This window comes from Ruegeria sp. CI5, from assembly GCF_056536885.1.
In genome coordinates this window covers 77,810-96,842 of the sequence record NZ_JBQFQN010000007.1, presented here as the reverse complement: position 1 = coordinate 96,842, position 19,033 = coordinate 77,810, and the positions used below count along the sequence as shown (strand labels likewise).

Below are 19,033 nucleotides of genomic sequence, written 5' to 3'. Positions count from 1 at the left end.
GTTTTCAAGTGCGCATCCCTATCGCAGAAAGGCACAGCGGGCCAGAGGCATTTGTCGCATTGCCGGGCCGGTACAGGAGTGGCAGGACAGGCGCGCAGGCCAAGCCGATCCCAGCCAGGCCGCGACCCGCATCTTGAGGATCAGGCATGAAACGACGGGAGTTTCTTTTATCGGGCGGCGCCGCAATGGGGGCCGCGGGCTTGAGTAGACTTGCATTCGCGTCCAATAGCTCCGATCCGGAGCTGGTGGTTCAAAGCGCCAGCTACATGTTTCGGGACCAGCCTACGCATGGAATGGTCAGCCTGAGCCCCGACGCTCCTCCGCCCGTCCTTATTGGACGTCAGGGTAAAGCGATGAGACTGACGGTCAAAAACACTCTGCCCGACTATACCTCGATGCACTGGCACGGGATGCGCATCCGCAATGATATGGATGGCGTGCCTTATCTGACCCAGATGCCGCTGGGACAAAACGAAAGCTTCACCTACGAGTTCACACCCCCAGACGCCGGAACCTACTGGTATCACCCGCACTGCATGACGATGGAGCAGATGGCGCACGGCCTGACCGGAGTGATGGTTATCGCCGAGCCTGAAGACGTCGGGTTCGACAGCGAGCAAGTGATCAACCTGCGGGACTTTCGCCTGGACGAGACGGGGGCATTTCTGCCCGCCTACACCCAGCGGGGCGCGGCCAGAGCCGGAACTTTCGGCAATGTGCAGACCGCGAACTGGCACCAGCACCCAATCTATGACCACTCCGCCGGCAGCCTCGTGCGACTGCGACTGCTCAATTCGGACACGACCCGGATCTACAAATTGCACCTGACAGGCGGAAACGCGCAGATCATCGCGTGGGACGGTCACCCGGTCCCCGCCGAACTGCCGATGCCGAGTGCAAATGATCCCTTGCTGGTAGGCCCCGGTCAGCGTGTGGATTTTGCCGTTGCGATGCCAGACGGCGAAGGGGCACAGGTCGACCTTGTGGCCAAACTGCCCGGTCAGCCCTTGAGGACGATGGCCAGCCTGCGATCGGTCGGGCAATCCGCGCACCGGGACCTGAGAGAACTGAAGCCTTTGCCGAAGAACCCGGTCGCCCTGCCCGATCTCGGCAACGCTCAGGTGCACGAATTCGTCTTCGGCTGGACGCCAGAAGGTGAACTGCCGGACAATGGGTTCTGCGGGTCTCTTGGATACAATTTCTGGTCGATCAACCGGGTTCCCTGGCCCGGAGATGCTGCCTCGGACGTCGGGCCACTGGCGACGCTGAAACTGGGCAAAAGCTATGTCTTGAGGCTGCGCAATGAATCTCCGAACCTGCATCCGATCCATCTGCACGGGCTGGTCTTTGTGCCGTTGCGATCAAACCTGCGAGAATTGCCGCCGCTGGTGACGGACACCATGCTGTTGTTGAAAGACGAGGTCGTTGAAATCGGGCTGGTTGCAGACAATCCGGGCGACTGGGCCTTTCACTGCCATGTGATTGAACACCAGAAGACCGGGCTGACCGGGTTCTTGCGGGTCGCTTGAGCGGCAAGGTCTAGCCGTTGCAGACGTGGTTCGTGATAGGTGGACAGCCCTCGCGGACATTCCCGGACAGATCAAGAGCAGGTAATGCCGCGATCGAAGAGATCAGCTTGTCATACGATCCAGCAGAGCCTGCGCGGCCGCCTGTTCCGCCTGACGTTTGGAGCCGGCGGTTGCTTGGGCCTCGGATCCGTCCTGAAGCCGGGCCGCGATGGTGAAAACGGGGGCGTGATCCGGACCGCTGCGTGAAATCTCGACATAGGCGGGCGGTTTCTGCCCGCGCGCCTGCGCCCATTCCTGAAGCGATGTCTTGGCATCGCGCGCATCCGCTTCGACCGTGTGGATCCGGTCGCCCCACAGCGACAGGATCACTTTCTGCGCCGCCTCAAAACCGGCATCGCGATAGACCGCGGCTATAACTGCCTCCATGGCGTCGCCCAAAAGCGCCTGCTTGCGGCGCCCGCCCGACAGCATCTCTGACCGGCCCAGCTTCAGAACCGCGCCGATATCGATCTGGCGGGCAACGTCGGCACAGGTTTCCTTGCGCACCAGTGCGTTGAATCGGGGGGCCAGTTGGCCTTCGGTGGCCTTCTGATCGGCCTCGAGCAAAGCGGTGGCCATCACAAGCCCCAGCACACGGTCACCCAGAAACTCGAGCCGCTGGTTGTCCGGACGTGTCGAAGACGAGACCGACCCGTGGGTCAGCGCCCGAACCAGTAGTTCGGGATTGGCGAACCTGTGTCCAAGGCGTTTTTCGAACGCCTTCATGTCGGTCGACAGCTTCAATTGACCGCCTTGAAGAACCGGTCACCGCGCCAGGTCCAGAAGAACAGCATCGAACGCCCGGCGGACGAGAACATGATGCGGTCAGCTCGACCGATCAGGTTTTCATAAGGAACGTAGCCGACGCCGCCTGCGACCTGCGGCACGCGGCTGTCACTGGAATTGTCACGGTTGTCGCCCATGAAGAAATAGTGCCCTTCCGGCACGGTGTAGACACCCGTGTTGTCGGTACTCTGGTTGCCGATATTCAGGATTTCGTGTGACACGCCGCCCGGCAGCGTTTCGATCATCCGGGTCTTTTCACAGGTGCCGCCAACGCCGACCGGGCCATTTTCACAGCGCGGCCGAAGGCGCTGAGGCCCTTGCGGCTCGGCGATTTCGGTAAAAGTGCCATCCGGGGTCTGCTTGGCTTCGGTACCGTTGATGTAGACCACGCCATCCTTGATCTGGATCTTGTCTCCGGGCAGGCCGATCAGGCGCTTGATGTAGTCGCGCCCCGAAACCGGATGGCGGAACACGATGACGTCGCCCCGCTCGGGCTCGCCGCCCAGCAGTCGGGTATTGTCGCCCCCCATCCAGCCGCAGATGTCCTCGGCATCGACATCGAGGCCGACGCTGGGGATGATCAGACTGGGGCAGGACGCGTAGGAATAGCCATAGGCCATCTTGTTGACGAACAGGAAATCACCGATCAGCAGCGTGGGTTTCATCGACCCCGATGGAATCCAGAACGGCTGAAAGAACAGAGTGCGGAAAACGCCCGCGATCAGCAGGGCATAGACGATGGTCTTGATCGTCTCCCAGATGGCGTTTCCGGATTTGGCTTGCTCGGCCATACTGCTCTCCAGTCCTTGCTCGGCTCGGGGGGTTACATGCGGCGCGGTCGCGGGGGTGTCAAGGCCGCTGCGTCGGGATCACCAAGCGGGCGCGCCTCGATCACCACGAAGGCCTGCGCCCATGGATGATCGTCGGTCAAGGTGACGTGGATGATCGCCTCGTGCCCTTCGGGCGTCATTTCCTTCAGCCGTTCGGCGGCCCAGCCGGTCACATGCATCACGGGCTGACCTGTGCGCAGATTGGTAACTGCCATGTCCTTCCAGGCGATGCCCATACGCAGCCCCGTGCCCAGCGCCTTGGAGCACGCCTCTTTTGCGGCCCAGCGCTTGGCGTAGGTTCCGGCCGTATCCCGCCGGCGCTCGGCCTTGCGCTGCTCGGTCTCGGTGAAGACACGGTTGCGGAACCGGTCACCGAACCGATCGAGCGTGCCCTGAATGCGCTCGATATTCGCAAGATCCGTACCAATGCCGAGTATCATGAGTGCGTCTCTTTCTTTGCCCTTTCAAGAGCCTTGAACGCAGACCGGGCGCCCACCCACAGGAATAGTCGCGAAATGAGGAACGCCACGACAAAGGTGATCGTGAAACCGATCACCAAAAAGTTCACCGGGATACCGGCCAATCCCTCGGACATGCCTGGAACGACAAGAAAGAACAGCCCAGCCATGACCAGGTTAGCCAACATGCCGACGATGCCCATCCATAGTGCGGCGCTCCACATGTCGCCGCTGCCCGGCATGGTCTGGTGCGTCTGAACCTGTCGGTGTCCTTCGAAAGTCGCGGCGGCCAAAAAGGGGATGAACGGCAGGAAACTGCTGGACAAGTCAATTCCGAACACCGCCGAAACGCCAAACAAAACAGCCGGGACCGCAATCGATGTGATTACGAAGACGACAAGAAACCTGGGAATGTTCAAGCGCATCGGGAGATCCAGAAGAAGGAGGCTTCAAGGCAGCGGATCATTGGCGCGCCTCATCCATCAGGCGGCGCATTTCCTGAATGGCTGGGGTGAGGCCCCGGAAGATGGACTCGCCGATCAGGAAATGACCAATGTTCAACTCGCGCACTTCGGGAAAGGCGGCAACGGGCTGGACCGTGTCATAGGACAGGCCATGGCCGGCATGCACTTCGAGGCCCAGCGAATGGGCAAAGGTGGACATCTTGCGCAGCGCCTCCAGTTCGCGTTCCGCGTCGTCCACCCGACCCTCGGCATGGGCGTCGCAATAGGCACCAGTGTGCAGCTCGATCACTTCGGCGCCGATGCGGTGGGCGGCCTCAATCTGCTTGGGGTCTGCGGCGATGAAGATCGACACCCGGCAACCGACGTCACGAAGCGGCGCGATGAAATGCGCCAGACGGTTTTCCTCGCGCGCGACTTCCAGGCCACCTTCGGTGGTACGTTCCTCGCGCTTTTCGGGGACGATGCAGACCGCGTGCGGCTTGTGGCGCAGAGCGATCTTCTGCATCTCATCCGTAGCCGCCATTTCAAAGTTCAGCGGAACCGACAGAACTTCCATCAGCCCGTCGATATCGGCATCCGAGATATGCCGCCGGTCTTCGCGCAGGTGCGCGGTGATCCCGTCGGCCCCGGCCTCTTCGGCAAGCTTTGCGGCGCGAAGCGGGTCGGGATAGGCGCCGCCACGGGCGTTGCGCACGGTGGCGACATGGTCGATATTCACGCCCAGGCGCAGAGGGGTGTCAGACATCCTTCGAATCCTTTTTGTTCGCGTCGCCCGAGCCTATCGGGTTTGGTCGGGGAACGGCAGAGCTTGCTTCGGCCAAGCGTTTGATTTCTTCGAACTTCGCCTTGATCTTTGCGCGGCGGCGCATCTGATAGGTTCGGATCACCGGCAGGCTGATATAGGTACAGATCACGCCGGCCACGATGCCGGGAATGATGCCGCCGATCATGTAGGGAAAGAACACGTCGTCATAAAATTGCGACAGCCCGTGCCAGTCAGCGACCCGATCGGAAAACATCGCCAGGAAGTTATCCTTGAGGTCCCCCATCGCACTGGCAAATTTGCCCATCAGCCCCTTGGTGTCGCCCTCTTCGTATTCGGTGCCCAGCAGGAAATGCCCAGTTTGCAGGCAGACCACGCCGATCGGAACGTAGGTCAGCGGGTTGCCGAAGAACGTGCCGCTCAACGCGGCAAGGATGTTGCCGTTCAGCAGCCGGGCCAAGACCGCGGCAACCAGAAAATGAAGGCCGTAGAAAGGGGTGAAGGACGCGAACACCCCGGCCCCTACCCCACGGGCAATGCGCTCGGGCGAGTCTGGCAAACGGCGGACGCGGTGTTTGACATAGTGGAAGGCGCGGGTCCAACCGCCGCGAGGATAGACCAACTCGGACAGGACCTGGAGTACCGAGCGGCGATCACGGCGCTTGAAAACCACTCCTGATCACCCCTTCTCAGCCAGCTGCGACCGCAGCGCTTGTCATGTCCCGATACCGTTCGACCGCAGCCACGTCACTTTCCGCCTCGAGCATCAGCATCAGCGAATGCAGCTGTTCAAGATCCCGCACCTCGATACTGATCAGCAGACGATAGAAATCTGGCTTCCGGTCCACGAATTCCAGGTTCGAGATATTGGCCTTTTTCTCGCCGATCAATGTGCAAATACGTCCCAGCACGCCGGCGTCGTTGCCGATGGTCAGTTCCAACGTGGCGCCATAAGCGGCCGGGTGCGTGCCGGTATGCCAGTGAAGGTTCACCCACCGTTGCGGCTGATCCTCGAACTCGGCAAGGCGATCGCAATCGATGGAATGCACCACCACGCCCTTGCCCCGAGACGTGATGCCCACGATGCGTTCGCCCGGCAAAGGCTGGCAGCACGGCGCGCGTTCAAACCCCTGCCCCGGCTCAAGCCCGATCACGGCGCGACGCAAGGGGATTGCTTCGCCCTCGTCGCGGGTCAGGTCGGGATAGACCGCGGCCACTACATCATGGGCGGTCAGTTCGGCACTGCCGACGCGGGCCAGCAACTCATCGCTGTTCTTGATGCGCAGGTGTTTGGCGGCGGTTTCCAATGCCTTGTCGGTCGCCTTGCGGCCAACATGTTCGAACCCCGCGCGGACCAGTTCGCGTCCCAGTTTGATGAACCGTTCACGGTCAACCTCGCGCAGGGCGCGGCGGATGGCGGTGCGGGCCTTGCCGGTCACGGCAATCTCAAGCCAGGTCACCTGCGGGGTCTGGCCGTCGGCGGTGATGATGTCGACCGATTGGCCATTCTTGAGCCGCGTCCACAGCGGCACACGGATACCGTCCACCTTGGCTCCGACACAGGCATGGCCGATGCGCGTATGAATGGCGTAGGCGAAATCGATCGGGGTCGCCCCGCGCGGCAGTTTCACCACGTCGCCCTTGGGGGTGAAGCAGAAGACCTGGTCCGAATACATCTCGAGCTTCACCGCCTCGAGGAAATCTTCGTGGTCTTCCTCGGTATCGAACTGCTCGGTCAGGTTGGCGATCCACTTGGCCGGATCGACCGCAAAGGGGTTTTCCGTCCGCACACCGTCACGATAGGACCAGTGCGCGGCCACACCTGTCTCGGCGACGTCATGCATCTGACGGGTACGGATCTGCACCTCGACCCGCTTGCCGTCACGGCCCGAGACCGTCGTATGGATCGAGCGGTAACCGTTCGATTTCGGCTGGCTGATATAGTCCTTGAACCGCCCCGGCACCGCGCGCCAGCGCTGGTGTATGGCCCCAAGGGTGCGATAGCAGTCTTCTTCGGTCTGGGTAATGATGCGGAAGCCATAGATGTCGGACAGGCGCGAAAAGCCCTGATCCTTTTCCTGCATCTTGCGCCAGATCGAGTAGGGTTTCTTGGCGCGACCAAAGACTTCGGCCTCGATCCCCGCTTTCTCAAGCTCGTGCCGCATGTCGCCGGTGATCCGGTGAATCACGTCGCCGGTTTCGCGCTGCAGCGTGATGAAGCGGCGGATGATCGACTGGCGGCCTTCGGGATTGAGGACGCGGAACGCCAGGTCCTCAAGCTCTTCGCGCATCCACTGCATGCCCATCCGGCCGGCCAGCGGCGCGTAGATGTCCATCGTTTCGCGCGCTTTCTGCACCTGCTTTTCAGGGCGCATTGCCTTGATCGTGCGCATATTGTGCAGGCGGTCGGCCAGCTTGACCAGGATCACCCGCAGGTCCTTGGACATGGCCATGAACAGTTTGCGGAAGTTCTCGGCCTGCTTGGTTTCGCGACTGGAAAGCTGCAGGTTGGTCAGCTTGGTGACACCGTCGACCAGCATCGCCACCTCGTCACCGAACAGTTCGGCGATCTTGGAATAGCTTGCCTTGGTGTCCTCGATCGTGTCGTGCAGCAGCGCGGTGATGATCGTGGCATCGTCCAGGCGCTGCTCGGTCAGAATGGCGGCAACTGCGACGGGATGCGAAAAATAGGGCTCGCCCGAATGCCGGAACTGCCCTTCATGCATCTGCATTCCGAACTCGTAGGCCCGGGCGATGCGATCGGCATTTGTCTTGGGGTTGTAGTTGCGGACCAGCGCAATCAGGTCTTCAACAGAAATCATCCGGTCCGCACCTTCGCTTGCAGGGCTTACCCCTGCCCCTGGGCCTCCATCAGGGCACGCAGGAGTTTCTCTTCGGACATGTCGTCATCTGCCGGCTTGTCCGACTCTGCACCCATCAACAGCGCCATCTGATCTTCTTCGGGCTCGTCGACCTCGATCTGTGTCTGGTTGGCCTCGATCAGACGTTCACGCAGCTCGTCCGCCGTCTGGGTTTCTTCGGCAATCTCGCGCAGAGCCACGACGGGGTTCTTGTCGTTGTCGCGGTCAACGGTGATCGATCCGCCAGTGGAAATCTCGCGCGCACGATGGGCGGCAAGCATCACCAGTTCGAACCGGTTCGGTACCTTGTCTACGCAGTCTTCGACCGTCACGCGGGCCATGAGGCGCTCTCCACAAATGAATCCGTGTCAGGAAGGGGTTTATCTAAGCGCGATTCTCTGCCTTGACAAGCGGGAAATGCCTAGCATTGACGGCTCAGAGGGGGGTTACGGCGGCAACCTCGTCCACAGGCAGCTGTCCGATCATTTCCCGGACGGTCAAATCCAGCACCGGATGGCGCCAATCGGGCGCGACGTCAGCCATTGGAACCAGCACGAATGCCCGATCCTGCAGACGAGGGTGCGGCACGATCAGTTGTTCGGGCGCGGATCGCACCTGCTGCTCCATCGGCAAATCCAACCAGCGGCGGTATCCGTCCAGGTCCGGCAGAACGCGGTCGTCCCAGCAGACAAGATCAAGATCAAGTGTGCGCATACCCCAACGCTGAACCCTGGCGCGGCCGAACTCGGCCTCGACCTCGTGCAGCAGGTCCAGAACACCGCGCGGGTCCAGTTCCGTCTCGATCAAAGCGGCTGCGTTCACATAGTCCGGGCCGGCGCCCGCAGGGAAGCAGGGGGTCGAAAACAGCCGGCTTTTGGCCCGAATCACCAGCCCCTTGGCCTCCATGACCTCGAGAGCCTGCGCGAGTGTCACCTTGGGCCCGTTTCCTCTCAAGGTGAGATTTGCCCCCAACGCCACGACCACTTTTGACATGGATTTGACCACTTTTATCCCCGTATTCCGTTCAGAGAATACTTGCGATACAGGTCAAATAGCCTATTTTAAAGGCATCAATGCGCGAATTTATTTTTTTCACTCACAGACACCTCCGCGCGTTGAGCGATACCGGAAGGACAAATTAATGTTTTACAAGGACGAACGGCTTGCGCTGTTCATCGACGGCTCGAATCTGTACGCCGCCGCAAAAGCACTGGGGTTTGACATCGATTACAAGTTGCTTCGCCAGGAATTCATGCGTCGAGGCAAGCTTCTCAGAGCCTTCTACTATACAGCGCTGCTAGAAAACGACGAATACTCACCGATCCGTCCGCTTGTCGATTGGCTGCATTACAATGGCTTCACCATGGTGACCAAGCCGGCCAAGGAATACACCGACAGCATGGGGCGCCGTAAGGTCAAGGGGAACATGGACATCGAACTGACTGTCGATGCCATGGAGCTTGCGCCGCGCGTGGATCATATCGTGCTGTTTTCGGGCGATGGGGATTTCCGCCCGCTGATTGCCAGCCTGCAACGTCAGGGCGTGCGCGTTTCGGTGGTTTCGACCATCCGTAGCCAGCCGCCGATGATTTCGGACGAGCTGCGTCGTCAGGCCGACAATTTCATCGAGCTTGACGATCTGCGCGACGTGATCGGACGCCCTCCGCGGGACGTGTCCGATGAACCGCGCACGGTAGCCGTCGCAGGGAAATAAGAACTCCGCCATCCACCACTCACACATGTGGAGCAATCGCGCGGTCAGGACTTCGTGTCCTGGCCGCGCTTCTTTAATCAAAAACCCGTACTCAAACGGGTATTGGCTAACAGGACTTCATGTCAGCATGATGACAAGGCTGTCCTGACTGGACCAACAGGTGGAAAAGCCTTACCTGTCCCTTTCAAGGAGACAGACGCATGACCAAGCCCCCCCTGACCCTGTATCTGGCCGCCCCGCGCGGGTTCTGCGCTGGCGTGGACCGCGCGATCAAGATCGTGGAAATGGCCCTGCAGAAATGGGGCGCCCCGGTCTATGTCCGGCATGAGATCGTGCACAACAAGTTCGTCGTGGACGGGCTGCGCGCCAAGGGTGCCGTCTTTGTAGAAGAACTGGACGAATGCCCCGATGACCGGCCGGTGATCTTTTCCGCCCACGGCGTGCCCAAGTCGGTGCCCGCCGCCGCAGCCGCACGCGAGATGATCTATGTCGACGCCACCTGCCCGCTGGTGTCCAAGGTCCATATCGAGGCCCAGCGCCATGCCGAGGCCGGGTTGCAGATGATCATGATCGGCCACAAGGGCCACCCTGAAACCGTCGGCACCATGGGCCAGCTGCCCGAGGGCGAGGTTCTGCTGGTGGAAACGGTTGACGATGTGGCCGGGGTGCAGGTCCGCGACCCCGAAAAACTGGCCTTTGTCACCCAGACCACCCTGTCGGTGGACGACACGCACGACATCGTGGCCGCGCTGCAGGACCGGTTCCCGGCCATCGTCGGCCCGCACAAGGAAGACATCTGCTATGCCACCACCAACCGCCAGGAAGCGGTGAAGACCGTCGCACCCAGGTCGGATGCGCTGCTGGTGGTGGGTGCGCCCAACTCCTCGAATTCGCGCCGCCTGGTCGAGGTGGCGTCTAAGGCGGGCTGCACCTATGCCCAGCTGGTGCAGCGCGCCACCGACATCGACTGGCGCGCGCTCGAAGGGATTTCCAGCATCGCCATCACCGCCGGTGCCTCGGCCCCCGAAGTTCTGGTAAACGAGGTGATCGACGCCTTCCGCGACCGCTATGACGTGACCGTCGAAACCGTCGAAACCGCCACCGAGAATGTCGAGTTCAAGGTGCCCCGCATTCTGCGCGTGCCCGCATGAGCGGCATCCCCCGCGCACCGTTGGTTCTGGGCCTGGCTGGTCTGATCCCCTTTGTCTGGGGCGCGCTGACCTACCTGAGCGGAGACCTGAACGACTGGGGCAGCCGCGCGCTGGGTCCCCGGTTCGTGGGGCCCTATGTGCAGCTGTTTTATGGCGCTGTGATCCTCAGCTTCATGTCCGGCGTTCTTTGGGGTTTTGCCACGAAGACCTCGGGCAGCCGGGCGGCGCTGTGCTATGGGTTGTCGGTACTGCCGGCGCTGTGGGCGTTCTTCACCACCGGCGGCGGGCCGGTCGACGCGGGCACCAACCTGATGATCGGCTTTGCCGGGCTGCTGGTGCTGGACGCGCTGTTCTGGTCCTGGGGCCTGACCCCGCGCTGGTGGATGAAACTGCGGCTGCTGCTGAGCGCCGTCGTGCTGACTTGCCTGGCCGTCGGAGTAGTCCTGTGAGCGACAAACGAACCATCGACGCCTACACAACCCGTGTGGACGACTATCTGAAAGTGCCGCTGCCGCCCGAACAGATCGAGGCGCGCGCAGCATTTGCGCAGGCGGTCGGCGACGGGCTGGTGCTGGATCTGGGGTCGGGTTCGGGTTCGGACAGCGGTTTCTTTCTGCGCCAGGGGCTGCGGGTTCGGGCGCTGGACGCCACACCTGCCTTTGTCGAACACGCCCGCGCAAATGGCGTGGACGCGCATTTGGGCACGTTCGACGACGTGACCGAAACGGCCGAATACGATGGGGTCTATGCCAGCTTTTCCCTGCTGCACGCCCCGCGCGCCGAATTCCCGCGACACCTGGCCGCCATCCACCGGGCCCTGAAGCCGGGCGGCGTGTTCTTTCTGGGCCTCAAACTGGGCACCGGAGAGCATCGCGACGAACTGGACCGCTACTACACCTATTTCACGCGCCCCGAGATCGAGACCGCGTTGGTCGAGGCCAGGTTCGTCATTCACCGTGTCACCACCGGTATGGGAAAGGGGCTGGCCGGTTCTTATGACGGTTTCATTCTGGTGCTGGCCCATGCCTGATCTGTTTGCCTATACCGATGGTGCCTGTTCCGGCAATCCCGGCCCGGGGGGCTGGGGCGTGCTGCTGCGGGCCATGGATGGAGAAACCGTCCTGAAAGAGCGCGAGTTGAATGGCGGCGAGGCCGAGACCACCAACAACCGGATGGAGCTTCTGGCCGCGATCAGCGCGCTCGAGACGTTGGAGCGGCCCTCGAAAATCACCATCGTGACCGACAGCGCCTATGTGAAAAACGGGGTGACGGGCTGGATCCACGGGTGGAAGCGCAACGGCTGGAAGACCGCAAGCAAGAAGCCCGTCAAGAACGTGGACCTGTGGCAGCGGTTGGACCAAGCCCAACAGCGCCATGACGTGACCTGGGAATGGGTCAAGGGCCATGCCGGCCACCCCGAAAACGAACGCGCAGATGAGCTGGCCCGCGCAGGCATGGCCCCGTTCAAGCCGAAAAAGGCCCGCACATGAGCGGTCTGGCCCTGCTGGACTATGCCTCGGTTCTGGTCTTTGCGCTGACCGGGGCGCTGGTGGCCAGCCGGGCGCAGCTGGACCTTGTGGGATTTGCCTTCATCGCCTGTCTGACGGCGGTGGGCGGTGGTACGGTGCGTGATCTGCTGCTGGATCGGCACCCCGTATTCTGGGTGGGCCAACCTGACTATATCCTGATCGCGGTGGCGGCGGCGGTGGTCGTGTTTTTCACCGCGCATCTGGTCGAAAGCCGCTACAACTGGTTGGTCTGGCTGGACAGTTTCGCGCTGTCGATCGCCGCGGCCGCGGGAACTGGCGCGGCGCTGGCGCTGGGTCAGTCGGGCGTGATCGTGGTGTTGATGGGTGTGACCACCGGTTGCCTGGGCGGGCTGATGCGCGACGTGGTCTGCAACGAGGTGCCGCTGGTGCTGAAACAGGGCGAGCTCTATGTCTCATGCGCCTTCACCGGGGCGCTTGTGGCCGTGGTGGCCACCCGTCTGGGGCTGGAGACGCTGCTGGCGCTGGGCCTGTGCGCGCTGTCCTGCTGGGCGCTGCGGGCCGGATCGCTGCTGTTCGGCTGGCAGTTACCGGTCTACAAGGCGCGCCCGCCGCGGAGCTAGAGGCCGCGCCAGACCTCTTCCTCGGTCAGGTTCAGAGATGTGAAATCCTCGGCCCGCAGCGATCTGTCAGCCTCCCACTCCATGAAGAACTCATCCAGTTGCGGCGGAGCGATCATAGTGCCCGAAAGCATCGAATGGACTTGTCCCCGATGATGAATCTGGTGCTGCAGCAAGTGCAGGATCGTGCGGTCGTACCGCTCGACTTGGACCACGTCCCCACGTGGAATCCTGACGCGTGCAGTTTCATCCAAAACCTTCTCATCGCGGCAAACATCCACAAAACGTTGGTCGATGGCGCGCTGGTGCGCCGAAAGCTCGGGCAATTCGGGATAGGGAGTTTCCGGGTCGAAGGCGTTCAATCCCATTGGCCGGCCTTCCAGTGCGGTGACGTAGAATAGATCAACCGTGTAAATGTGATTGAGAGTCTCGATGATGGACGGGAAGAAACCAGTACGGTGCTTCGCCAGTTCCTCGGGGGGCACCTGCGCGCAAGCCTCCAGAATTCGGTGGTTGGCCCATGCGTTGTTATAAGCTTGTGGCAAGAAATAGTTTTTCATTTCCGATGCCTAGTTGATTGCCAAAGCACTGTCTAGCGTGGCCTGCGACCTGCCGCATTAACGCCGGAAATAGGTCTTCCAGAGCCAGATCAGCAGCAGCGCGCCCAGCACCGCGCCGACGAATCCGGGCATCCAGCCCATGACCGTCAGCAAGGCGCGCATGATCAGCCCGCCCACCACGGCCCCGGCGATGCCGATCAGCAGGGTGGTGGGGATGTCCGCCTCGATCCGCATCAGGCGGGTGGCCAGAAATCCGGCCGCGGCGCCGATGACGATCAAGGCAAGGACGGGCATCTCATTTCCTCCAATGCGTGGGCACGATGATCAAGGCCCCCACCGACGAGATCACCGCATCCAGCCCCGGCGGTCCAAAGCTGATACCGAACATGATGCGGATGAAATAGAACAGGAACGCCCCACCCACGCAGATGATGATGGATTGCAGATAACCGTTGTGGGTAAAGCCCGTCACCTCGGACAGATAGCCGACGATGCCGGCAATCACTACGGTGCCCATCATCACCATGAACATCAGGACGTCTCCGAGTCGAGGCGGGTTCCGGCCGGGATCGGCCAGCCCCGCAGAAAAGTTTCCCTATCCTGCGCCGCCTTGCCCGCCCGTTGCAAGCGCAGCAGCTCGACCGCGCCGGTGCCGCAGGCCACGCGCAGCGCGTCGTCCAGCACCTCGCCCGGCACACCCTGCCCGTCCGACAGGCGCGAGGCGAGCAGCTTGACGCGCTCGCCCTCGATCTGAGTCCAGGCGCCGGGAAAGGGCGACAGGCCACGAATCTGGCGATCGACATCGACGGCGGGGCGCGACCAGTCCACGCGGGCCTCGGCCTTGTCGATCTTGGCGGCATAGGTCACGCCGACCTCGGGCTGCGGTTCGGGGGTCAGCTCGGGCAGGCGGTCCAGTACCTGCACGATCAGATCGGCGCCCATCGCCGACAGGCGGTCATGCAGCTGGGCGGTGGTTTCCTCGGGTCCGATCGGGGTGGCCTGACGCAGCAGGACGGGGCCGGTGTCCAGACCGGCCTCCATCTGCATGATGCAGATGCCGGTCTCGGCATCGCCCGCCATGATCGCCCGGTGGATCGGCGCGGCCCCGCGCCAGCGCGGCAGCAGGCTGGCGTGGATGTTCAGGCAGCCATGCCGGGGCGCGTCCAGAATCGGCTGCGGCAGGATCAGCCCATAGGCCACGACCACGGCCACATCAGCTTTCAGCTCGGCAAAGGCTTCCTGTTCTTCGGGCGATTTCAGCGAGTTGGGATGGCGCACTGGCAGGCCTAGCGCCTCGGCGCGGGCATGCACCGGCGTGGGCCGGTCCTTCTTGCCGCGACCGGCCGGGCGCGGGGGCTGGCAATAGACGGCGGCGATCTCGTGCCCGGACTGCACCAGCGCATCCAGCACCGGTACCGAGAACTCGGGTGTTCCCATGAAGATGACACGCATGCCGCCCTACCCCGCCTTTTTCGCCTTGCGCAGCAGCATGTCGCGTTTGACCTTGCTGAGACGGTCGAAATACATCCGGCCGTTCAGATGGTCGATCTGGTGCTGCACGCTGGTGGCTTCGATGCCGACGAAATCGCGCCGGTCGATCTCGCCTTTTTCATTGAGAAATCGGACCGTCACCGCACGCGGACGTTTGATCTTGGCTGACACGCCCGGCAGGTTCGGGCTGGCCTCGTCATGCTCGCGCAGCTCGATCGAGCTGTGCAGGATTTCGGGGTTGGCCAGACGCACCGCGCGGCCACGCTCGGTCGAGCCGTCCACGACCGCCAGCCGCAGCATCACGCCGATCTGGGGCGCCGCCAGGCCGACGCCGGGCATCGCCTCCATCGTGTCGATCATGTCGTCCCAGATGGCGCGGATCTCATCGGTGATCTCGGTCACCGGCTCGGCCTTAGTGCGCAGGCGCTTGTCGGGCCACGGCAGGCAGGGACGGACGGTCATGCGCGGGCCAGCTCGCGCTTGAGCTTGACCATCTTGCGCGTGATCATCTGCCGTTTCAGCGGCTTGAGATAGTCGATGAACAGCTTGCCGTTCAGGTGGTCGATCTCGTGCTGCACACAAGTGGCCCAGAGCCCGTCGAAGGTTTCGCGCTGCGCCTTGCCATCCTGGTCCATCCAGGCGACCTCGACCTCGGCCGGGCGGGTGACCTCGGCGAATTGATCGGGGATCGACAGGCAGCCTTCCTCGTAGACACTGGTCTCATCCGAGGCCGAGATGATCTCGGGGTTGAACATCACCAACGGGCGGGGGGTGGCGCCTTCCTCTTTGACGCAATCCAGCACGATCAGCCGCTCCAGCACGCCGATCTGGGGCGCGGCCAGCCCGATGCCCGGCGCGTCATACATGGTTTCCAGCATGTCGTCAGCCAGCGTGCACAGCTCGTCTGACAGGTCGTCCACGGGCGCACAGACCTTTTTCAGGCGGGGATCGGGATGGATCAGGATGTTGCGTTTCATGGGGCTGATTTAGGTCATCGCGCGCGTGGCCGCAACGCCCCCCTTGCGCCGGGCGAATTTCCCGATAGCTTTCGGGCCAACGAATGGAGCAGACATGACTTTCAACGACCTGATCGACCGCCGGGGCACCTTCAGCTCGAAATGGGACAAGATGGAGAAACTCTATGGTGTCTCGCCCGAGGACGGGCTCGCCATGTGGACCGCCGATTCCGACTATGCCACCGCGCCCTGCGTGATTGAGGCGGTGCGCCGCGCGGCGGATCACGGGGTGTTCGGCTATTCCTGGCAGCACCCGGCCTATCTGCAGGCGGTGCAGTGGTGGATGCAGAACCGCCACGACTGGGCGATCGACACCGATTGGGTTCTGACCACACAGGGTCTGGGCAACGCCATCGCGCTGAGCCTCGATGTGTGGAGCGAACCGGGTGACGGGGTTGTGATCTTCACGCCGGTCTATCACGAGTTTGCGCACAAGGTGAACAAGACCGGCCGCCGGGTGGTGGAATGCCCGCTTGTGCGGGCCGGCGACACCTATGAGATCGACCTGGATGACGCTCAGTCGCGGCTGGACGGGTCGGAAAAGCTGTTGCTGTGGTGCTCACCACAGAACCCGTCCGGGCGGGTCTGGACGCCGAACGAGCTGCGCGCGGTGGCGGCCTTTGCCGAACGCAATGGGTTGATCCTGATCTCGGACGAAGTGCATCACGATCTGGTCTATCCCGGGCATACATTCGTACCGATGGACGTTGCCGCGCCGGATGCACGGCCCTGGACGGTGACGCTGACCGCACCGTCCAAGACCTTCAACATCGCCGGCCAGCGCACCGGCAACATGATCATTCCCGACGACAAGCTGCGGGCGCAAATGCGCCACCGGCTGAACACGCTGGACTACGACCCCAGCGCATTGGGCGTGGCGATAATCACCGCAGCCTACTCACCCGAGGGCGCCGAATGGGTGGATGCCCAGATCGACCACCTGAACGGCAATCGCGCGCTGTTCGATGCTGCTATTTCCGAGATCCCCGGCCTGTGGTCGATGCCCCTGCAGGCGACCTACTTGGCCTGGGTGGATTTCTCGGGCACCGGAATGGACCACGCCGAATTCGTGCGTCGTATGCGCGATGACGCGCGGATCGCAACGTCATCCGGTCCGGGGTTTGGAACGGGAGGCGAGACCTTCGAACGGTTCAATCTTGCCACTCAGCGGGCGCGGGTCGAGGACGCGTGCGCCCGTTTGAAACTTGCTTTTTCTGACCTTCAATAAGGCCGCGCGAACGGTCTGCCCTAGTCGTCTTTGCCGAGAAGGGCGATTGGGGCATCCGGCGCGCGATAGAAATCCAGTGGCGCCTTGTCCGCCGCGACGGTGCTGCGCTTGAACTCATATCGCATCTGGCCGCCGTCTTCCTCGTCAGCGACGATCAGGCATTGATACAGGTGGTTGGCGCCGTCAAAAATATCGACCAGTCCACGCAGACGCGGTGTTGTCTCGGCCTCGACGGCGAAACCATCCTTCCACAATTTGAGGATTCTGTAGGTATTGTCGCCCATTTCCACCCGCAGGCGGCTGGACTTCTTGAGCGATGCGATTCGGGCCGCATCCAATTCGGCGCTAATTTCTTTGGAAACATAAGTACTCATCAAAATTTCCCCCAAGCTATGCCATCTATTGTGGGGGTATCTTCGTAAAAATCCAGTGAAGCCCGACCGTTGACGCGGACCTGTGGGCGATTTGTTGCACAGTCATCCCGGGCGGCACTGTGCGACTGCGCAGAGATGCTGCGCGCCGTCGGCGATGTGAACTGCGGCGCTGTCGCACTAAGCTTGGTCCGGAGACGGAAACGGAGGATCCAAGATGGGCCTGTTGGTCGACGGCACCTGGCACGACACCTGGTATGACACGAAATCCACCGGGGGAGCGTTCAAACGTTCGGCTGCCCAGTTTCGAAACTGGATAACGGCCGATGGCAATGCAGGTCCCTCGGGCAAGGACGGTTTCAAGGCCGAAGCCGGGCGATATCACCTGTATGTCAGCCTGGCCTGCCCTTGGGCACACCGGACGTTGATCTTCCGCCAGATCAAGGAACTTCAGGACCTGATCACCGTCTCGGTGGTTCATCCGGACATGCTGGACCGCGGTTGGACTTTCCAGACCGACGATCACGGCGCCACCGGCGATGCTTTGTATGGGCTGGACTATGCCTATCAGGTCTACACACGCGCCGACCCGAACTACTCGGGCCGGGTGACGGTACCCATCCTGTGGGACAAGGTGCAAGAGACCATCGTGTCGAACGAAAGCTCGGAAATCATCCGCATGTTCAATTCGGCCTTCGACGAAATCACCGGCAACACCGACGACTACTGGCCCGCCGAGATGCGCGACGCGATCGAAGAGGTCAATGCGCGGGTCTATTCAAACGTGAACAACGGCGTCTACAAATCCGGCTTTGCCACCACGCAGGAGGCCTATGACGCGGCCGTGCACCCCCTGTTCGACACGCTGGACTGGCTGGAAGACCGGCTGTCCACGAACCGATACCTGATGGGTGATCGCCTGACCGAGGCCGACTGGCGCCTGTTCACGACCCTGATCCGGTTCGACCCGGTCTACCACCTGCATTTCAAGTGCAACCGCAGGCGGCTGATCGACTATCCCAACCTGTGGGCCTACACGCGCGAACTGTATCAATGGCCGGGCGTGGCGGGCACGGTGAACCTGCACCATGTCGTGCGGCACTATCACTACAGTCACGACAGCATCAATCCGCACCGGATCATCCCGATCAACCCCATCCTGGACTATTGGGAGCCGCACGGACGCGATCAGCGCCCCGCAGCGTAATGCTCGACCATCGCCGCCAGATCCTCGGGCGGCGTTCCGCTCTGGACATAGGCGCAGGCGTTGGGGCTGTGCGCAAAGATCGACCCGTCGGAAAAGAACGTGGTGTTGGTGACGAAGATCACCCGGGCATCCGGGCGGCGATAGCTGGCGAAATCCGCGACAGCCAACGCGCTGCCTGAATCCAGAACCAAGTCCAGGATTATGATGTCGAAGGGCGTGCCATAAAGAGCAAGGATCGCTGCCTCCTGGCTTTCGACCAGAGTAACCTCGGCCCCCTGCCGTTCCAGGTGCCGCTGCCAGACCCGACCCAGATCGGGGTTACTCTCAACAATCAGAACTTTCATTTGCAACAACCTCGGCACTTGATAAGGTGAGTGGTGCCGACCCCCATAAGCTGTGATCACGTTATTTCGTTAACAAAGGGTTAACGGCCGCTCCAGCCCTCCTCTATGAACCGG

At 62.0% G+C, this 19,033-nt stretch carries 26 protein-coding genes; 9 read left to right on the top strand and 17 right to left on the bottom strand.

Features of this window, described 5'->3' with window-relative positions; all coding sequences use genetic code 11:
- Window positions 1–146 precede the first annotated feature (146 nt).
- Window positions 147–1,529: a multicopper oxidase family protein gene (locus ACR0BA_RS17370; RefSeq protein ID WP_480729183.1), complete on the top strand. Its 1,383-nt coding sequence runs from the start codon at window positions 147–149 to the stop codon at window positions 1,527–1,529.
- 102 nt (window positions 1,530–1,631) lie between these two features.
- Here the strand turns inward: ACR0BA_RS17370 and rnc are convergent, their stop codons facing one another.
- The 9 genes from rnc to folK form a co-directional block, all read right to left on the bottom strand.
- Window positions 1,632–2,312: a ribonuclease III gene (gene rnc / locus ACR0BA_RS17365; RefSeq protein ID WP_480729182.1), complete on the bottom strand. Its 681-nt coding sequence runs from the start codon at window positions 2,310–2,312 to the stop codon at window positions 1,632–1,634.
- Window positions 2,309–3,145, bottom strand: a complete 837-nt coding sequence (gene lepB, locus ACR0BA_RS17360; RefSeq protein WP_170342658.1) for a signal peptidase I — start codon at window positions 3,143–3,145, stop codon at window positions 2,309–2,311. The genes rnc and lepB overlap by 4 nt, the downstream gene beginning before the upstream one ends.
- Before the next feature lie 32 nt (window positions 3,146–3,177).
- On the bottom strand, window positions 3,178–3,624 hold the full coding sequence (gene acpS / locus ACR0BA_RS17355) for a holo-ACP synthase (RefSeq protein ID WP_093965271.1): 447 nt from the start codon (window positions 3,622–3,624) through the stop codon (window positions 3,178–3,180).
- Window positions 3,621–4,067: an ABZJ_00895 family protein gene (locus ACR0BA_RS17350; RefSeq protein WP_170361536.1), complete on the bottom strand. Its 447-nt coding sequence runs from the start codon at window positions 4,065–4,067 to the stop codon at window positions 3,621–3,623. Before ACR0BA_RS17350 ends, acpS begins: the two co-directional genes overlap by 4 nt.
- Window positions 4,068–4,104: 37 nt before the next feature.
- A complete protein-coding gene (locus ACR0BA_RS17345; RefSeq protein ID WP_170407973.1) occupies window positions 4,105–4,851 on the bottom strand; it encodes a pyridoxine 5'-phosphate synthase in 747 nt (248 codons plus the stop codon).
- Window positions 4,844–5,542 carry a DUF2062 domain-containing protein gene (locus ACR0BA_RS17340; RefSeq protein WP_170421750.1) on the bottom strand — a complete coding sequence of 233 codons (699 nt, stop codon included), beginning with the start codon at window positions 5,540–5,542 and terminating at the stop codon, window positions 4,844–4,846. The genes ACR0BA_RS17345 and ACR0BA_RS17340 overlap by 8 nt, the downstream gene beginning before the upstream one ends.
- A 16-nt stretch (window positions 5,543–5,558) precedes the next feature.
- Window positions 5,559–7,691 carry a RelA/SpoT family protein gene (locus tag ACR0BA_RS17335; protein WP_170343420.1) on the bottom strand — a complete coding sequence of 711 codons (2,133 nt, stop codon included), beginning with the start codon at window positions 7,689–7,691 and terminating at the stop codon, window positions 5,559–5,561.
- A 26-nt stretch (window positions 7,692–7,717) separates the two neighbouring features.
- A complete protein-coding gene (rpoZ, locus tag ACR0BA_RS17330; RefSeq protein WP_170343419.1) occupies window positions 7,718–8,071 on the bottom strand; it encodes a DNA-directed RNA polymerase subunit omega in 354 nt (117 codons plus the stop codon).
- 94 nt (window positions 8,072–8,165) lie between these two features.
- Window positions 8,166–8,735: a 2-amino-4-hydroxy-6-hydroxymethyldihydropteridine diphosphokinase gene (gene folK, locus ACR0BA_RS17325; protein WP_480729180.1), complete on the bottom strand. Its 570-nt coding sequence runs from the start codon at window positions 8,733–8,735 to the stop codon at window positions 8,166–8,168.
- 136 nt (window positions 8,736–8,871) lie between these two features.
- Here folK and ACR0BA_RS17320 point away from each other — a divergent pair, with 136 nt between their 5' ends.
- From ACR0BA_RS17320 to ACR0BA_RS17295, 6 genes are all read left to right on the top strand, one after another.
- Window positions 8,872–9,444, top strand: a complete 573-nt coding sequence (locus tag ACR0BA_RS17320; protein ID WP_093965260.1) for a LabA-like NYN domain-containing protein — start codon at window positions 8,872–8,874, stop codon at window positions 9,442–9,444.
- 200 nt (window positions 9,445–9,644) lie between these two features.
- A complete protein-coding gene (gene ispH, locus ACR0BA_RS17315) occupies window positions 9,645–10,595 on the top strand; it encodes a 4-hydroxy-3-methylbut-2-enyl diphosphate reductase (protein WP_170434837.1) in 951 nt (316 codons plus the stop codon).
- Window positions 10,592–11,044, top strand: coding sequence for a DUF3429 domain-containing protein (locus ACR0BA_RS17310; RefSeq protein WP_170361528.1), 453 nt, complete (start codon window positions 10,592–10,594; stop codon window positions 11,042–11,044). Before ispH ends, ACR0BA_RS17310 begins: the two co-directional genes overlap by 4 nt.
- A complete protein-coding gene (locus ACR0BA_RS17305) occupies window positions 11,041–11,625 on the top strand; it encodes a methyltransferase domain-containing protein (protein ID WP_480729179.1) in 585 nt (194 codons plus the stop codon). The genes ACR0BA_RS17310 and ACR0BA_RS17305 overlap by 4 nt, the downstream gene beginning before the upstream one ends.
- The gene (rnhA, locus tag ACR0BA_RS17300; RefSeq protein ID WP_170373287.1) at window positions 11,618–12,085 is read left to right on the top strand and encodes a ribonuclease HI; all 468 of its coding nucleotides are present in this window, start codon (window positions 11,618–11,620) and stop codon (window positions 12,083–12,085) included. The genes ACR0BA_RS17305 and rnhA overlap by 8 nt, the downstream gene beginning before the upstream one ends.
- The gene (locus ACR0BA_RS17295) at window positions 12,082–12,705 is read left to right on the top strand and encodes a trimeric intracellular cation channel family protein (RefSeq protein WP_170370058.1); all 624 of its coding nucleotides are present in this window, start codon (window positions 12,082–12,084) and stop codon (window positions 12,703–12,705) included. Before rnhA ends, ACR0BA_RS17295 begins: the two co-directional genes overlap by 4 nt.
- Here the strand turns inward: ACR0BA_RS17295 and ACR0BA_RS17290 are convergent.
- From ACR0BA_RS17290 to def (ACR0BA_RS17265), 6 genes are read right to left on the bottom strand one after another with little or no spacing between them, the layout of a single operon-like run.
- Window positions 12,702–13,262: a DinB family protein gene (locus ACR0BA_RS17290; protein WP_480729177.1), complete on the bottom strand. Its 561-nt coding sequence runs from the start codon at window positions 13,260–13,262 to the stop codon at window positions 12,702–12,704. The two genes, ACR0BA_RS17295 and ACR0BA_RS17290, sit on opposite strands and share 4 nt — an antisense overlap.
- Window positions 13,263–13,319: 57 nt before the next feature.
- Window positions 13,320–13,556 carry a GlsB/YeaQ/YmgE family stress response membrane protein gene (locus tag ACR0BA_RS17285; RefSeq protein WP_093965248.1) on the bottom strand — a complete coding sequence of 79 codons (237 nt, stop codon included), beginning with the start codon at window positions 13,554–13,556 and terminating at the stop codon, window positions 13,320–13,322.
- Between the two features lies 1 nt (window position 13,557).
- Complete coding sequence (locus ACR0BA_RS17280) at window positions 13,558–13,794, bottom strand: hypothetical protein (protein ID WP_005981317.1); 237 nt, start codon at window positions 13,792–13,794, stop codon at window positions 13,558–13,560.
- On the bottom strand, window positions 13,794–14,714 hold the full coding sequence (fmt, locus tag ACR0BA_RS17275) for a methionyl-tRNA formyltransferase (protein ID WP_480729175.1): 921 nt from the start codon (window positions 14,712–14,714) through the stop codon (window positions 13,794–13,796). Before fmt ends, ACR0BA_RS17280 begins: the two co-directional genes overlap by 1 nt.
- 6 nt (window positions 14,715–14,720) lie before the next feature.
- Complete coding sequence (gene def / locus ACR0BA_RS17270) at window positions 14,721–15,215, bottom strand: peptide deformylase (protein ID WP_170454026.1); 495 nt, start codon at window positions 15,213–15,215, stop codon at window positions 14,721–14,723.
- On the bottom strand, window positions 15,212–15,730 hold the full coding sequence (gene def / locus ACR0BA_RS17265; RefSeq protein WP_480729173.1) for a peptide deformylase: 519 nt from the start codon (window positions 15,728–15,730) through the stop codon (window positions 15,212–15,214). The genes def (ACR0BA_RS17270) and def (ACR0BA_RS17265) overlap by 4 nt, the downstream gene beginning before the upstream one ends.
- Before the next feature lie 94 nt (window positions 15,731–15,824).
- On the opposite strand from def (ACR0BA_RS17265), the gene ACR0BA_RS17260 reads away from it, so the two are divergent.
- Entirely contained in the window at window positions 15,825–16,997 is a 1,173-nt protein-coding gene (locus ACR0BA_RS17260) for a MalY/PatB family protein (RefSeq protein WP_480729172.1), read from the top strand.
- A gap of 20 nt (window positions 16,998–17,017) precedes the next feature.
- On the opposite strand, the gene ACR0BA_RS17255 is transcribed toward ACR0BA_RS17260, so the two are convergent.
- Complete coding sequence (locus ACR0BA_RS17255; RefSeq protein WP_093965240.1) at window positions 17,018–17,371, bottom strand: hypothetical protein; 354 nt, start codon at window positions 17,369–17,371, stop codon at window positions 17,018–17,020.
- 214 nt (window positions 17,372–17,585) lie between these two features.
- Here ACR0BA_RS17255 and ACR0BA_RS17250 point away from each other — a divergent pair, with 214 nt between their 5' ends.
- The gene (locus ACR0BA_RS17250) at window positions 17,586–18,575 is read left to right on the top strand and encodes a glutathione S-transferase family protein (protein ID WP_480729170.1); all 990 of its coding nucleotides are present in this window, start codon (window positions 17,586–17,588) and stop codon (window positions 18,573–18,575) included.
- Here the strand turns inward: ACR0BA_RS17250 and ACR0BA_RS17245 are convergent.
- Complete coding sequence (locus ACR0BA_RS17245) at window positions 18,557–18,919, bottom strand: response regulator transcription factor (protein WP_093965237.1); 363 nt, start codon at window positions 18,917–18,919, stop codon at window positions 18,557–18,559. The genes ACR0BA_RS17250 and ACR0BA_RS17245 overlap by 19 nt on opposite strands.
- Window positions 18,920–19,033: the final 114 nt, after the last annotated feature.